Origin of the sequence: Coleofasciculus sp. D1-CHI-01, assembly GCF_040218875.1 — a bacterium.
In the GTDB taxonomy this organism is placed as follows: domain Bacteria; phylum Cyanobacteriota; class Cyanobacteriia; order Cyanobacteriales; family Coleofasciculaceae; genus Coleofasciculus.
Window position 1 is genome coordinate 15,755 of the sequence record NZ_JAVJQP010000100.1, and the last position, 16,216, is coordinate 31,970.

At 44.5% G+C, this 16,216-nt stretch carries 11 protein-coding genes; 6 read left to right on the forward strand and 5 right to left on the reverse strand.

The window, feature by feature from the left end:
- Positions 1 to 19: 19 nt before the first annotated feature.
- Positions 20 to 193, reverse strand: coding sequence for a hypothetical protein (locus RIB93_RS18500; RefSeq protein WP_446374352.1), 174 nt, complete (start codon positions 191 to 193; stop codon positions 20 to 22).
- A 355-nt stretch (positions 194 to 548) separates the two neighbouring features.
- Here RIB93_RS18500 and RIB93_RS18505 point away from each other — a divergent pair, with 355 nt between their 5' ends.
- Positions 549 to 3,155, forward strand: a complete 2,607-nt coding sequence (locus RIB93_RS18505) for an eCIS core domain-containing protein (RefSeq protein WP_446374354.1) — start codon at positions 549 to 551, stop codon at positions 3,153 to 3,155.
- A gap of 27 nt (positions 3,156 to 3,182) precedes the next feature.
- The gene (locus tag RIB93_RS18510; RefSeq protein WP_446374356.1) at positions 3,183 to 4,208 is read left to right on the forward strand and encodes an outer membrane protein assembly factor BamB family protein; all 1,026 of its coding nucleotides are present in this window, start codon (positions 3,183 to 3,185) and stop codon (positions 4,206 to 4,208) included.
- Between the two features lie 115 nt (positions 4,209 to 4,323).
- On the opposite strand, the gene selD is transcribed toward RIB93_RS18510, so the two are convergent.
- Positions 4,324 to 6,606, reverse strand: a complete 2,283-nt coding sequence (gene selD, locus RIB93_RS18515) for a selenide, water dikinase SelD (protein WP_446374358.1) — start codon at positions 6,604 to 6,606, stop codon at positions 4,324 to 4,326.
- 460 nt (positions 6,607 to 7,066) lie between these two features.
- Between selD and RIB93_RS18520 the strand changes: the two genes are divergently transcribed.
- Both RIB93_RS18520 and RIB93_RS18525 read left to right on the forward strand, forming a co-directional pair.
- Positions 7,067 to 8,455 (forward strand): PEP-CTERM sorting domain-containing protein, encoded by a 1,389-nt coding sequence (locus RIB93_RS18520; RefSeq protein ID WP_446374360.1) that lies wholly within the window; start codon positions 7,067 to 7,069, stop codon positions 8,453 to 8,455.
- Positions 8,456 to 8,699: 244 nt separating this feature from the next.
- The gene (locus RIB93_RS18525) at positions 8,700 to 9,362 is read left to right on the forward strand and encodes an HAD family hydrolase (protein ID WP_446374362.1); all 663 of its coding nucleotides are present in this window, start codon (positions 8,700 to 8,702) and stop codon (positions 9,360 to 9,362) included.
- A 232-nt stretch (positions 9,363 to 9,594) separates the two neighbouring features.
- Here the strand turns inward: RIB93_RS18525 and RIB93_RS18530 are convergent, their stop codons facing one another.
- The 3 genes from RIB93_RS18530 to RIB93_RS18540 all read right to left on the reverse strand — a co-directional run bounded on the left by RIB93_RS18530 (position 9,595) and on the right by RIB93_RS18540 (position 14,388).
- Complete coding sequence (locus RIB93_RS18530) at positions 9,595 to 9,870, reverse strand: hypothetical protein (RefSeq protein ID WP_446374364.1); 276 nt, start codon at positions 9,868 to 9,870, stop codon at positions 9,595 to 9,597.
- A gap of 300 nt (positions 9,871 to 10,170) precedes the next feature.
- Positions 10,171 to 12,003: a VWA domain-containing protein gene (locus RIB93_RS18535; RefSeq protein WP_446374366.1), complete on the reverse strand. Its 1,833-nt coding sequence runs from the start codon at positions 12,001 to 12,003 to the stop codon at positions 10,171 to 10,173.
- 225 nt (positions 12,004 to 12,228) lie between these two features.
- Positions 12,229 to 14,388: a caspase family protein gene (locus tag RIB93_RS18540; RefSeq protein ID WP_446374368.1), complete on the reverse strand. Its 2,160-nt coding sequence runs from the start codon at positions 14,386 to 14,388 to the stop codon at positions 12,229 to 12,231.
- A gap of 653 nt (positions 14,389 to 15,041) precedes the next feature.
- Here RIB93_RS18540 and RIB93_RS18545 point away from each other — a divergent pair.
- Positions 15,042 to 15,251 (forward strand): hypothetical protein, encoded by a 210-nt coding sequence (locus tag RIB93_RS18545; RefSeq protein WP_446374370.1) that lies wholly within the window; start codon positions 15,042 to 15,044, stop codon positions 15,249 to 15,251.
- A gap of 61 nt (positions 15,252 to 15,312) precedes the next feature.
- Positions 15,313 to 16,140, forward strand: a complete 828-nt coding sequence (locus RIB93_RS18550) for a hypothetical protein (protein WP_446374372.1) — start codon at positions 15,313 to 15,315, stop codon at positions 16,138 to 16,140.
- The last annotated feature ends 76 nt before the right edge of the window (positions 16,141 to 16,216 follow it).

Here is a 16,216-nt window from a genome sequence, read left to right on the forward strand (position 1 = left end):
CTACAGGCTTGACATTTTTTTAGAGACAGCCTAAAAGTACCAGTCCTTGGCGCGATCGCACAGTTGTTCCTGATTGCTGATAAACCTTGCCGCTTGTACATTCTGGGGATACAGAAAGAGCGCCTAATTTTGTCGGGTGGGGAAATTCTGATAATTTGACGATTTCATCAAAAATTATGTCCAGAAAGCCCACTATACTCCTACCCCTCCCTCTAAGCTGTTCGGCATTTAAACCTTAATGTCAATAATGGCAAAATCCTTGCCGTAGTGCGTTAAGCGAAGCCATGCCGCAGGCTTTGCATCTTGCTCGCTGCATTGAGCATCTTGCTCGCTACTAATACCCAATTTAAATGCATGACAGCTTACAAGCCAACATATTAAGACCGACGGCTACACATACCCTCAAGTAAAGTTTGATGTCGATTTAGAGAAATGATCGCCTTTTTCTTGTACTGTGATGCAAAATCTTTCTCAGAAAGACTTATTCCCCGAAAACTGACGCAGAAATTGGGAACGGATGAGTGTTGGCAGGCAACCCAGGTGGCATCATGTATAAACCCCCACAAAAGAAAAATTCTTCTTGGACTCCCTCAACGGTACAGAAAAAGGGTAAGAGTCCATCTAAACTGGGACATTTTTCGATTCAACCCAAGTCAAACCCGTCATCAACCTCATCCCAGGAAATAGGGGAATACTCCAGAACCTCGATGGATAGACTTGCCGCCAATGTGATGCGAAGTCTCCAAACCAGGGAACAGGAGATTGCTGAAGAATCAATACAACCTAAATTTGAATCGCCATGGGCACCAACGTTTGAGCCACCCCCACCCTTACCAGAAAGTCCAGCTTCCAAATTAAAAGGTGCTTTTGCCCCAGTCTCAAAGAACCCAATTCAACGGCAATGTACTGAGTGTGCCAAGGAAGAGGAGGAACAGAAGGGGGAAGAAAGGAAAGATTTAGATGAAATTGGCATTCAAACTAAGTTAACGGTAGGAGCGCCTGGAGATAGTTACGAGCAAGAAGCTGACCGAGTGGCGTCTCAGGTAATGTCAATGTCAGCCCCTGCGGATAGTTCAGCGTCAGTTCAGCGTCAATTAGACACCAATCATCCCCATCACCTCCATCAGATATGGCAGAGAGCGCAGTCTATTAAACCTGTGGTGCAGAGGCAAGTTGATCCGCGTGTGCAAATGGGGCAGATGATACAACGGGCGCATCAAATAGACGGAAATCAAGCCTCTGGTGATTTAGAGAGCCGTTTGAATGCGTCTAAGGGTGGGGGTTCTCCCTTATCCGAGAACGTGAGAGGGTTTATGGAACCGCGCTTTGGGGCTGATTTTAGTGGGGTGCGGGTGCATACGGGTGGTGAAGCGGTGCAGATGAATCAGGAGTTGGGCGCACAAGCGTTTACTCATGGGAGCGATGTTTATTTTGGTCAAGGGAAGGAACCGGGGAATAATGAGTTGACGGCGCATGAGTTGACTCATGTGGTGCAACAGAAATCTGACATCAGGAGAAATTCTGTAATTCAGCGATCGCCTGATCCTCTTTCTCTGAGTCAAAGTGTGAACCCAGCTAGCCTGTCAGACACTGAAATTGAGCGGGAAATTTATCTCATTCGTAGTTGGCTTACACAAAATCAAGAAAGTAGCTCTGATGCCGATCTATTGTCATCTTCTTTGAATGCCTTAGAATCTGAGTTATCTGCCAGAGGATCATCCCAACAAGCTGAAACCTCACAAAGTTCTTCCAGGCATTCTCAAAGCAGCGCTGCGTTTTCTACACCCTCACAGTCAGTGGCAAGTTCAACAGTGGAGCCACGCTCGTTACGAGAAAGTGTAGATCCTGCTGTAATGAGTCAAGCAGAACTAGAAACAGAAATTCAAGCAATACGAAGCTGGTTATTGAGCCATCCTCCCAGTCATCCTGAATATGAACTATTGAGTCAATCCCTTTCAACGCTTGAACATACAGTTTCAACTGATGGAAACGTCCAATATTTGCCAGAGGGTGATAGACAGACTTTTCTACCCATAGATGGCGCAGAGATTTATATTTTGGAAGTCGATAATCAAGGCAATCCCGTGGCAGGTTTGGGCGCAGCACAATCAGGTCTAGAGTCAACTGTTTTGGATAGTGCCTTAACTGGATTAAGACCTGGTGCAACGACTGGAGGAGCGCAAAGTCTAAGTTATTTGTTAGCTCCACCGATTCGCAGTCGTTTAGATCCTTTACTGCCGTTGATGAGTAGAACAGGAGATATTTCATCACCTTTAGGAAGACAGGGCAGTCATTTTTTACTGGAGCGTTATGCGGGGCGAGGTAGTCAATTATTAGATGAACTAGTACCGCGTTATCACGGTCGTGAAGGGTTAGCCTTGCAACAGTTGGAATATATTTATAGACCAGGAATGCACCTGAGTCCTTCACAGGCAGAGTTGTTACCATGGTTAGCTCAACATAGACTCAGGACTAGGGAGCTAGAATCTATTCCTCAACTTCTCGCTCGAGCAGAAAGTGGTGGTTTTTCATCCTTAAGTGCTGCTGAACAGCAAATTTTACACAGCGCAATGACGGCTCATGCTGAATCGGGTCAGGTAGCTGGTAGCCCATTTATGTCTGCCACTCGTCGAGCTAATTTATCCGGTATGCAAGGAACAGGAACAAATCCAACCTTCCTGCGTAGCAGACAATATGTTGTGAGAATTCGAGTACCTGCATCTGCTGTGGCTGACGCTAATGCTCTCATTCCCCGTGGTCAAACTCATCGTCTGGCTCATGAACTAGAGATGCTAGTTGCGACTGATGCGCGTGGGAGTATTCAATCGGTCAGACCTAATCCTACAAGTTCTATAGGTAGAGCATCACCTTGGATTAGACGTGGCGGGCGAGTTCTTCTGGTCGCAGGATTAGCCTATTCTGGTTACCGCATCAGTTCTGCAACTACAGAAGAGCGCCCACGGGTAATCGGAGAAGAGGTTGGAGGACATGCTGGTGGTTGGGGTGGTGCCGCTTTAGCCGCAGGTGGTTGTATTGCTTTTGGTATTGCTTCCGGTGGTCTTGGTTTACTTGCCTGTGGTGTGCTGGGAGGATTAGCCGGTGGTTTTGTCGGTTCTGCTGTTGGTGGAGAGATTGGAGAAGCGACTGGTCGATAGTAGATGAGAACCCACAACTCAAACTGGATGTTACTTTTTATCGGAAATTTGTGCTGGAAAAACCCACCCTTAGAACAGTGCTGGATAAAAGTTGAATCTGGACTCCTTCCTTGGGTGGTTTCCTCCAGTCAAGGGTTTATGGTACTGGGGAAACGAAAGAAAAATGTAACGGTTCTGTCGTCATTTGATTTACGGGAGGGATGTCAACTTTGGACGAAAACCTTTAACAGTTCCTTGATGTCTATATCCGTTTGTCGGGATGAACGTTTACTTGTGACTCAGGATGATCGAATCCTGATTCTAGAACGTAATCAAGTTCGTAGCGTGTTAACTGGGGTTCTCTATTCTGGTGTTTCTCCATGTCTAACAGATAATGGACAACAAGTTGTAGCGGTTAAAGCATCAGGAGATTTGGTGGCTTGGGATCTTAATGGTCATCAACAGTGGCAATGGACTCCTCTAGAAAAACAGTCCCTCGCTTCACCGATCCCTCAATCAGATGGTTCAGTGATATTGGTTGTATCATCTGTTGAATTATGTCGAGTAGTTCCTCCTGGCTTAGTTTTAGACAAGTGGGTAATCGGAGCAAACACTAGACTATATATTGATGGTCGCCTTGGGGACGATCAGCTACTTGTACAGAGTACAAGTATAGGCTTTCACCCTAACTTACTATTATTATCCCTGGAATATCGAGAGTTATATAATCTTGGTAATTTAGTAGTTATCTATCCTCATGGTGATGCTGCTACTCCTTATTTAGCTAATGTATCCACCGGTAAAATTACGACAGTTGCTCGATCAGGATTGGTTGACAAACTACGTTCTCCTAATCCCAAATTTTGTCGTTTTATAAGCCTTCCACCGAATTGTATCGGTATTTACGGCAACCTTAAATCTGGAGTTATTGTTGCCGCAGATGCTCAAGGAAAAAAGTTATGGAACATAACACTTCCTCAAAAACACCTTAATTGGAGTTTTCTAGCATTTGGTTCTCAACATCTAGTATTAAGTAAAAATGATGGAATTTTAGTGCTATCGCCGATATTGTAGAGTTGACAAATGGTTTACAAACTGCTGTAGCCACCCCCTTGATAATTTAGTCCGCGTAGGCGGACTTTGTTTGTGTAGCAGCGACTGCTAGTCGCCATGGCAAAAAGGGCATTTCTTATAAGAATCTTAATGGGGGAACGTCTGAACTAGCTGAAATTACCTGACCAATAATGCGACTCTGTTGATATCTTAATTCTTGCAGAACCTGTACACAATTCGCTGCTTTATCCCCAGGAATTGTTGCCAATAACCCGCCAGAGGTTTGTGGATCAAAAAGTACCGGATAATTAGCGCGATCGCACATCTCTTTCTGATTCCTGATAAACCGTGCAGCTTGGACATTCTGGGGATACAGTGAACTGACAATTCCCTGTTGCACAAGTTCCGTTACTCCCTCCAGCAGGGGAATTTTATCCCACTCTAAATCTACCGCCACCCCCGATGCTTGCACCATTTCTACTAAATGTCCCACGAATCCAAATCCTGTCACATCAGTACAAGCCGTGACACCATGATCTCGAAATACTTTAACTGCTTCCTGATTCGATACCAACATCGACTCCACCGCCTGATCAATCCAGCGCCCTTTTGCTTGTAAACGTTGATGTGCAGCAAATAAAATCCCGGTTCCCAAGGCTTTAGTTAGAATTATGCGATCGCCTGGTTTCATCCCACTTTTTTTTATAATTTGCTGAGGATGTACTAACCCATTACAGGATAAACCAAAGGCTAATTCCGCGCCTTCCGTTGTATGTCCTCCCACCAACGGCGCTTGTACTTGAGATAATACCTTCATCGCCCCGGATAACAATTGATAGAGAGTTTCCTCCTGTTTAGCGGCTGTCCCATAAGGTACTGTTACCATTGCCAAAACACTCTGAGGCGTCGCACCCATGGCAAATAAATCGCTAAGACAATGATGGGTGCTAATTTGTCCAAAGATAAAGGGATCATTGATTAAGGTACGAAAATAATCAATCGTTTGCACTAATAGTTTATCGACGGGAACTTGCACCACCGCCGCATCATCCGGCGTTCCTAATCCGAGAATAATATCCTCTTTTGTGGGGAAAGGATACTCATCCTGCAACCGTTTTAATACTCGTTCTAGGGTAGTGCTACCTACTTTAGAACCACAGCCAGCGCAATACATCGGCGGGGCGTTTTTTGGCTTCCCTAAACGGGGTGATTTCGTCAAGTTCGGCGTTTTCTCTGGAACAGTATTAGCCGATTCCATCTCTGGCAAATCCCTAAATTGCCGCATAAATTTGCGGTCAATATGATCCTTCCAACGCCATAGCAGTCGGGAGTGCCAGCCAAAGGAACCCCAGGATGCGATCGCGCTGCCATCACCTGTGCCAATTAAACTCAAAAATCGCCGTTGAGGTTTGTAAGGATGTAGCGTTTTTCCCTGTACAAAGCGACGCAAATTTTCGACTAAAGGCTTCCCTTGGCGCACCGCAAATACCCCGGCTTTGGGACGAGGATGATGCACCATGGTGGCGATATCACCAGCGGCAAAAATATGCGGATGAGAGAGGGATTGTAACGTATCGCCAACTGAAATAAAACCATTTGAAGTGGTATGCAATCCTGATTCCGCAATCCAACTCGGTGCCGAGGCTTGCGTTACCCAGAAGCTGTAATCGCAATCGACAACTAAACCCGACTCACAGCAAATTTTATCCGGCAATATCTGAGAAACCGTTTCCCCTAAATGTACCTGAATTCCCCGTTTCGTTAGCAGCTTCTGAACATATCGCCGCGCCCAGGAATTATGACCGGGTAATAGTTGATTACCCCGATGAAATAAATGAATTTTTACAGATGTGCCATGGCGCGTCTCTACATTAATAAGACGCCGTTGCATTGTCATTGCCAGTTCTACCCCACCTGCACCACCACCGACAATTCCTAAACTCAGGGATTGTTGAGGATGTTGGCTAATTGTTTCAATAATTCGATTCCATCGCTTTAAAAATTGGGGGACAGGTTTAGCCGGAATCGCGTATTTAGCTACGCCAGGAACCGATTCTTTAGCCGGGTTACTACCAATATCAATCGATAAGACATCAAAGGCAACGGGAGGACGATTGGCACAAATAACTTTATTTGAGTTTAAATCTAAACCCACCGCTTTATCTATATATAATTGAGCGCCAGCAAATTGAGCAAGACGCCGCAAATCGATATGACATTCATCAAAAGTATAGAACCCAGCCACATGACCCGGTAACATCCCGGAATAGGGGGTATGAGACACATTAGTAATCAGCGTCAACCGTACTCCGGGCAAGGGATTCATCCCCAACATCCGCAGTGCGATCGCGTGGCTATGACCGCCGCCAATCAGGACTAAGTCTTTGTCCTTTGTCCTTTGTCCTTTGTCCTTTGTCATTGGTCATGGGTTGACACTTATATGCCTAATTTAACATCAATGGCACGCTCCAGGCAGCATTTTTGGATCAACAAAACCTTGATATACCGTAGGGTGGGTTGAGCGAAGTCGAAACCCACCAGCATACCAGTCAGCGCTATTCAATTTAACATAGTTAAGTTTCTTGAGACTCTCCCCTTTCTCATTATTGGCTTCGGTTTGATTATCCTAATAGTAGGTTGGGTCGAGGAACGAGACCCAACAATTGCTCGGTTTAGCTCGTTGGGTTGAACGGAGTGAAACCAAACCTACAACAGTAACGATGTTCCTATTTTTAGATTGGCTTAAACAAAAATTAACCAATGATTTATATTATATTTATACTTATCTAACCTTTATGAAGTTTCAATGAAGTCATAGAATAATTCTTCACTACACTTATATAATTTTAATTACCTAGAATATTATTTCATTACCACAAATGTGCAAGCCTTCTTATCTATTGTTCAGGAGTCTTTCCTCCCTAATTGTACCCTTGATTTTCACGTCTCCAGCCGCTGCCGTTCAACTGACCGGACGTGCTATTCTTGAGGCAGATACATTCGCCCCAGGTCCCACCTCAGGACAACAATTTCCCATCTCCTTTACGGATCAACAACCCGTGCAGGGCTTTTCGGCTGTTTTACCGGGACCTAAACCCGGAACCTTTCGGGTTATGACAGATAACGGTTTTGGTCGTAAAAGCAATTCGGCTGATTTTCTGCTCCGGGTTTATGCTGTCGAACCCGATTTTACCACAGGTCAAGTTTTCCCGGTTAATTTCCAAACAGGGGAACGCCTGACTCGCTTTAGCAATAAAAGTTTTTTACAGTTAAATGATAGGGCAAATCAGATAGACTTTCCGATTATTGCCGAACAATCCTTTTATCCAGACACCACCATTCCTGTAGACTCAAAGATTCAATCCAATCGCTGGTTAACAGGTGCTGACTTTGACCTCGAATCCTTCCGTCAAGCCAGTGATGGAACCTACTGGTTTGGTGATGAATTTGGTCCCTTTCTATTCCATGCTTCGGCAGAGGGTCAAGTTCTGGATGCGCCAATTTCGCTGCCCAATTTTCTGGGTCTAGGTGATAACCCACTGGTTCAGTCTCCTGATAATCCCCAATTAGACGGTACAGCCAATTTAGAGGGTTCTCAAGGATTTGAAGGGCTGGCACTCAATAGCAGTGGTACTAAACTCTACGCTATGCTGGAAGGGGCATTGATACCTGATGACCAAGGCGATCGCCTGCTCATTAATGAGTTTGATTTAGACCAGCAACAGTATACAGGTAAAACGTTTTTCTATCAACGAGATCCCCTAGGTCGAGCGATTGGTGACTTGACGGCAATTAATGACCATGAATTTCTGGTCATTGAGCGCGATAACAGACAAGGCGATCCCAATAATCCCGATTTTACTAGACCTGCTGAATTTAAGCGGATTTACAAAATCGACATCAATCAGATAGATAGTAACGGTTTTGTCCAAAAAGAATTAGTAGTGGATTTTCTGAATATTTCCGATCCCAATAATTTGGGCGGTAATGGTACAACGAATGGAGTATTTACGTTCCCCTTTGTTACGATTGAAAACGTATTGCCTGTGGATGAGAAAACCCTACTGGTGATGAACGATAATAATTACCCATTTTCTAAGGGGCGTAGTCCTGACCAATCGGATAATAACGAATTTATCCTAGTCCAACTCGATCAACCCTTAAATCTTGATCCGTCTCAGGCTACACCTGTACCCGAACCCATGACTATTTTGGGTTCGGCTGTGGCGTTTGGTTTTGGTGTCTTGTTTAAGGCTAAAAAAAGGTAGTGAATAGATCCCCCTCCCGTCCCCCTTCAAAAGGGGGAAGCCAAAAAAGGTTTCGCTTTTTGTTCCATGGGGGAAGCCAGAGGAGTCTTCACTTTTTTTGCATGGGGGATTTAGGCGGATCTCCAGTCTTCTCTCCTTCTCCCTAAACCTTTTCATGAAAGATATGAGTATTATCTCTCTCAGGCTAGATTGATTTTCCAGAAGGGCATCGGCATAATTAAGGGAAATAAAAGGAGAACCTGTGATGCCAAAGGCTGTTATTTTTGATGTAGACGGCACCTTAGTTGATTCCGTTGATCTGCACGCCCAGGCGTGGGTTAAAGCGTTTAAACAGTTTGGCTATGATGTGCCTTACGATAAAATCCGTCATCAAATCGGTAAAGGGAGTGAATATATCATCCCTGTCTTTATTTCTCAAGCGGAATTTGAACGCCTGGGTGAGGATATTGCCACTTATCGCAAAGAATACTATCAAGAAAATCTTCTGTCTCAGGCGCGTCCATTTGAGGGAGTGCGCCAACTCTTTGAACGCTTAAAAGCCGATGGAAAAAAAGTTGTCGTGGCGTCTTCCGCCAGAACCGAAACCCTGACTCACTACAAAAAACTGTTGGATATTGAAGACTTAGTGGATGGTGCAACCTCTACAGACGATGTTGAAAAGTCAAAACCCCATCCCGACATCTTTCAAGCCGCATTAGGGAAGCTGGATGGGGTGACAACCCAAGATGCAATTGTGGTGGGGGATAGTCCTTACGATGCTCAAGCCGCCTGTAAAATAAATCTAGATGTCATTGGCGTGCTTTGCGGTGGTTTCTCAGAAGCTGAGTTAAAAGAAGCAGGCTGTATGAAAGTGTATCAAAATCCGGCGGATTTACTCGATAATTATCATCAGTCTCCTTTGGTTTAATGTCTCAGTAACAAGAGTTTAGACTAAACCATTGATCTATGTCGTTTGTCTTTTTAAGAAGAGTGGCTAATAATAGTTGAACTCAACATCTTCATTAAAAGGGATAACTTGGTGGGTTACGGCGGATAACTAATTAAATGGTTTATTTTCTTAATTGATTACCGCCTAACCCACCCTACAAGTTGATAAAGGAAGCCTACACTTACTCGCTGATGAGACGTGTAGGAGAACATCACTGCAGTAATCTAAGCACGTCCACTTCGACTTGCGGCAATGCTAATGGCATAATTATCCCCGTTGAATACTTGACCACAGATTGATACTGAGTCCCTAAAAGAGCTTCTAGGTAATTCACACCGCGTCGATAGGTAACCCGATGAATCGGGAGTTCTGGAGCCATATCGATAATTTGTCCATCGATTAGTTCAACGTGCCGACCTGCCAAGATGCCACTTTCAATCATCTGATGATAATCTGCGACAGTCCAGTGGGTTAATGTTCTAACCATAGCGATTTTGCGGCTATTTGAGTATTCAGCCTAATTATGCTAGTTTAGCAAACTCTGAGAATGCCTCTTTGTTATTAGCTGTTCGGCATTTAAACCTTGATGTCAATAATAGCTCTCATCCTGGTAAGCTGTTCGGCATTTAAACCTTAATATCAATAACGGCGAAAGCCTTGTAGTGCGTTTAGCGAAGCCATGCCGCAGGCTTTGCATCTTGCTCGCTACTAATACCCAATTTAAATGCATGACAGCTTATTAAGCCATTACTAATAGGTGTTACTATCTATCTAATCCCCGCCACAACTACTGAACTAATTTGCGAATTTTACCATAAGCAATATAGGAACCTCCCTGGGGATTTTCCTTAACCTCATCCACTACATATAATATCCCTTCCTCTCGAATAGTACGCGGAAAACGGATATTGTAGTCGGGATTATAGCCATCAGAAACAACTCTGGCTCGCAGTTTTTTCCCGTCTTTGATACACTGAACTAGAACCCCATCTCCCACAGTATCGGTAGTTTCTAAATCAGCCGCCGTTCCTTGGGCTTTAGCAGTTTGTAATTGTTTAGCTTGGCGGGTTTTTTGAGTGGATGCTTTTTCTTCACCGGGTTTAACCAGGCGGCGAATGGTTCCTGAGGCGCGATAAAATGTGCCATTAGCAGATGGGGTAATTTCATCCACGACATAAGTGACACCTTGTTCGCGGATACTGCGGGGAAACTGCACGTTTAAATCCGGATTATATCCCTCAGAAATGACCCGCACTCGTAGCTTACCCCCAACCCGTTCACATTTGACTAAAACACCACTGTCGGGATTCGTTGTTACCTCTAACCCACTGGCTGCACCTGTTGTGGTTCCACGGAATTTCAAATCTTCGCGATCGCGGGTTTGGGTTTGATAAGATTGATCCCGCATTTCTTTGCGAATTGCCCGGTCAAATCGTCGATTTTCTAAACATTGAGCATAGTAGTCCAGTTGGGCTATTTCTTCGGCAATGTCAAAGAATTCATCTAATGTCTTGCGTTTGAGTTCCTCGATCGTTTCCCGCAGTTTAACTACTGCTTGTTGAAAGTCTCCTTTGTCCGCCAGGGAAACAGCTTCATCTTTCAATTTAGCAATTCTTAACTGAGACGTTTGTTCCAAGACTTGCGGATCAGGCTGGATATCTTTGGCTTCTGCTTCTGAACCGACGGTTAAGGTAATGGAAAACTGATTACTAATGTCTTGGATACTGCCTTCGACAATGGTTTGATAGTCATAGGTCACAGTAGCAATCGTCGTCATTCCGGATTGCGATCGTGGCGACACAGTTAAGGGAATCGCTAAGGGCTTTTGTTCAACGCCATACACATCCCCCAAGATAACCTCTACCCTATCATCCACTTGGGAAAAACGATAGTTATTTAAAATCTCACCAACGTCAACAAACGCTTCCGGTTGTAGCTTAACCCTGAGATTTTGCGCCACAACAGAGACTAAACTTTCCATCTCAATGTCAAACACTTGGGAGGCGTCATCGGGAGACTGAATAAAGTAGAAATTCCCCCGGGCGGCATTTGCCATGTTAATCAGTAAATCTTCGTTAAAATAATTACCAAACCCTAAGGTTGTGGTGACAATATCCGCCTCAGCTTTTTCTAAGGCTGTTTTCGTCAGCACTTGCGGATCTTTAATCCCATAATTTGCCAATCCATCGGTTAAAAGTAAGACGCGATTAATTCGTTCTGGACTTTGGTTAGCTTGAACTTGAGTACATCCCAACAACCATCCGCCACTTAAGTTGGTGCAGCCCCTGGCGCGAATTTTACCAATTTTTGCTTTAAGGGCGGCTTTATCACCAACTAATTGTGGGGGAATAATCACCTCGGCGGTGTCATCATAAATCACCACCGAAACAAAATCATCAGCGGTGAGATGATCAATCAGATTTTGGGCGGCTTGAATGGCATATCGTAGGGGATCTCCCGCCATTGAACCCGAACGATCTAAGACTAAGCTGAGATTCAGCGGACGACGCAAGGATGTCTGCTGACTCGACTCTGATCCTTGAAAAGTAATCAGTAAGTCTACGATTGAGGGACTGTCTGCGGCAATTAACGATTGACTTAGGGTGTAGCTGGCTTTCATGTACGAACTTGAACTCTTGGGTATAACGTAGTGCACCATCCACTTAGGCTGGTCAGGTAGGGGCTAAATTCTAAGCCCCCGGAACCTATAGCCGTGGGGTTCCTGACATCCACAGTCCACAGGTTAGCACTCAGGGTTTAGATGGGATTATTTCATTTTAGTTTAACTAAAGAGAAATAAGATGTCAGGTCTTGGAGACGTTCCCTGGAAACGTCTCTACCGTTGTTAATCGTCGTCATCGTCATAAATAAAATCGGGCGGCGGTGGAATATCGGGAACGAGTTCAATTGTCATTCCTTGTTCAAACATACAAGAGTTTATCTCCTCCTCATCTAAGATTACCTCCCGATGTGCCCAAGCTAGACGTTGATCGGGAAGTTCAATTTCTACCCAACCACCTTGGGTCTGTGTTCCAGTTATCGAGACTTGTTCTCTAGTTAAATAGGTAATCACATTATCGCGAAATGATGCGGGATCAGAACGAACATTTCCGGTAACAATCACTGAACAAGTGGCAGGTTCTGGCGATGGTTTAGGTGCAGGAGAGGGAGAGGGAGATGGGGAGGGACTGGAAGTAGCACCGTTGAGGGATTTCGTTGCTGTGGGAGAGGGTGTCGATGATGATACCACGGTATCGGTTGAATCGGTTGACGGTTGTACGGCGGCACGATTAAATAAACTAATTAGTAGAGCTAATGTAGCTAAACCGCCACCAATTCCTGCCCAAAGGAGGAGTTTATTGGAGGATTTAGAAACGGCGGGTTCAGGATTTAAGAAATTGCTAAGATTTGATGATACTTGGACGCCAGAAGTCGGTTCGGTTTCCGGTTCCTCTGGCGTTTGCATATACCATTCGGGGATAGAATTGGGTTTTAATGGGAGTCGATCGGGTTGATTGCCATTGGATGTCGTTGATTCTTGGGTTTGTTCAGGATTAATCGAGTCAAAGGTGGATGAGGGCGCGATCGCACTCTCCTGTTGGGGCGATGGAACCTCTGTCGGTGTGGATGGCGGGATCGGGGGTGCTGCGGAATCAACGGGTTGAGTCGGTGAGACACTCTCCTCGGCTGGAGGTGACACCTCCACAGGTGCAGAGGCTGAAATAGGGGGTTCTGTAGGCTCAACCGATTGAGTCGATGGGATGCTATCCTCTGATTGGGGTGACACCTCCATGGGTGTGGATACGTCGGTGGTTTCTTCTTGATCCCGAATGAGTGAAACAGAACGCCGACTTAGAGATTCTCTAATGTCTGTTCCTCCTGTTCTCTCGACTTCCCGATGACTATCGGGATTCGACTGGGGAGTTTGGCGGGATTGCTTTTGGTATAGAATTATTTGTTCGGTGTCTTTAATATCTTGATCTTTCAATCCTAAAGACTGTTGCAAATCTTTTAAGAGTTTACGAGACTTGGGGTTGAGTGCATTATCGGCTCGGAAAACTTCCCGAAACGCTTTTTTATATCGCTGTAATTTTTCCTGATACTCGCGATAGGGAGTTAAAACTTGGGCTTCTATTGCTGCACAATCGGCTGGAGTCAGATGTAGACTTTGGGCTAATGTATCCAGAGCCGAACGACCGCCAACAGAAATTTCACCCCCTCTGATCCAGCGCTGTGCTTCTTTACGATACTTTAAGGTGAGGCGATTCAGGGGAACTTGACTCAGTGCGATCGCTTGGTAAGGTTCGCTAGCATATACTCTAGGTTTTAAAGCGGGAGCAACGATTTTAAGCTGCTGAGAAACATAGTCATGAAGTTCCTTGACACAAATCCAATCATCATGATTGCGATCGGCGAGTCCTGTTGCTAGTCCTTCGATTAAGTAACGAGTGTAATCCGAGGGTTGAGATTGCTCGGATTGGTTGAAATAGGGTATGGAACTAAAACAACTCAGAAGCGCCCACTTCTCACCGGTCATTTGTTGTTTTAACCCAACCTGATTATAGTCGTTTGCCGTTATTTCCCAATCCAAAATATTGCTACAGTAACCGTCGATGATCACAATATTCTGCGGACAGGGACTGTTGCTAAGTAGATCCTGGATTAAACGAGCTGGAACAACGGTTGCCTTGACTAATTCTTTTAGGGAATTGTCATCAGTCATGCGAGTGGCGGTTATGCCAGTTCCTAAATATACGGTATCATTATAATCTTGGATACATTGACCTGAGAAAAACAACAACACGACATCTTCCTCGTCACGCTTACTCAACAGCGTTTCGATGGTTTCCCGCATCACGGGAGGATTCGGATTAATCAGCGTTTCTATCTCGTCAAAAGAATACTGCAAAACACGTTGCATCGCTTCAACAGCGTTAACGGCTCCGGGTACGGGGTGAAAACCATAGCCGTACTCACTTACCCCAATCAGCAATGCTATTTTCACAACTGGTGATTCCCTAGACTGCTACAACGTTTTGTGCTGCCTAAATTACTACCTTCAAGATTTTTTCAGGCAATTAGTGACCCTAAGTTGGAAGTCACTTGCCTGACTAAGCGGTTGTACATTTTATCTGCTACAGTTATGGGTTTTGTCCGTTATAGCGAATCAACTGACCCCGTCCTTACACTGCAAACAGCCAGGATGTCAAGGCAGACATTAAAATGTGTATTAGCTTAGACCCTTGATGGTTGTCGTTGAGTACACCCTATTTAAACCTTTACTTCTGTTATATCCGGATAGACAGGCAGGTATCTACCGAAAGGCTAAATTTTTTGGTCTATTTACAAACCTATACATTAATCGTAAACTATATTTTTATTTGTGGCTACTCTGGCTTTTTTTCTTTTGGCTAGAGTTTGTGGCAATTTGATAGTCAGTATCAAATCCCCCGGAAAATATTGATCTAGTCATTGGCTTTTTCTATACATTTACCAGATATCCAGGGACGGGGTATCTTATTTGAAAATCATAAAATTCACCCGATTGGAACTATACAGCGACAAAAAAAATCCAGACAATGCCTCTATTAATTTGTAGTCAGAGTGTAATTAAAACAACCCCAAAAATCATATAAGCATTCCAAACAGCTTAAAGACATGGAAATTCAGGACTTTGCCAGTTTGAACGAACGGGTTTTGCTCTGGCTCAATTCTGGGCATTGCCCGGAAAAAAAGGCGGATAATGCCCGGAAGAATCTGTTGAAATATCTCCAGTATCTCCAGAAAGCCAAACAACAGGAGGCGATCGCTCATTTTTCCTCCCTGGTTCAAGTCCCCAAATTTAGCGATGCGATGGGCTATCGTTAAATTAGCGGAACTAACTTTTTCGCAATTGTAGCTAGAAAAACTATCAATTACTAAAAACGCAATGATGAACTGGAAACCTTACCTTACGGGAATTTTAATCGCAGGACTCCTGGGTTGTCAGGAAGCGCCAAGTCAATTTGACGATACCACTGACCAACTCAATCAGGCGATTTGTATCGAGGATTGGGAGGGTGCGATCGCGATCCTTGACAATGCAATACTAGATTATCCTAACAGTCAAACTACATTAGGAGAATATCGCGATCGCCTGCAACAACTCTCTGAAACAGGGTTAAGCGATGTACATCAGTTAGATTATGACTGTACTAACGAATCGCTCCCCAAGACTGAAGAAACACCCCTCAGCGACCGTGTAGAAAGCTATAACGAGCAAATCGAATACGGGATGAGCTACGCTGAAGTCGCTACAATTATCGGTCGTCCGGGGAAGATAAATAGGCTTTATTCTTCATATATGTGGAGAGATGAGCATGGCAACTTTCTCTCTGCCAGGTTTTCTGACGACCAGTTGGATTATTTGAATATTGATGAGATTAGGGACTGTGAAGACAACAATCCTCGCTGTGTCGCTGTTGATATTACCACTCCTGTTCCTGCGACTGAGTTTAAAGAGATTGCAGCCCGTTTTGAAGAAGGGATGAACGATCGAGCGGTTTTAGAACAGCTTTTGCAGGAATTAGGAGAACCCGAAAGCTCTCGAGAATTGGTTAATTATGAGTGGCAGTTTGCAGAAGCAACCGATCCCGATCCTAATAATTGCACGCTGAACGTTTCTTTTAGCAACGTTAAAAGTGAGATGGTTGAACTTACTTTAAACAACGATCGTGTATCATTCAACCAGGCTGACTGTTTATACGACGATAGATAACGATAGTGAGTGATACTTAACTCCTCTGTTGGCAAACCCAGACGTGATCGCGGAATTGACTTTATCGCGATTGTAG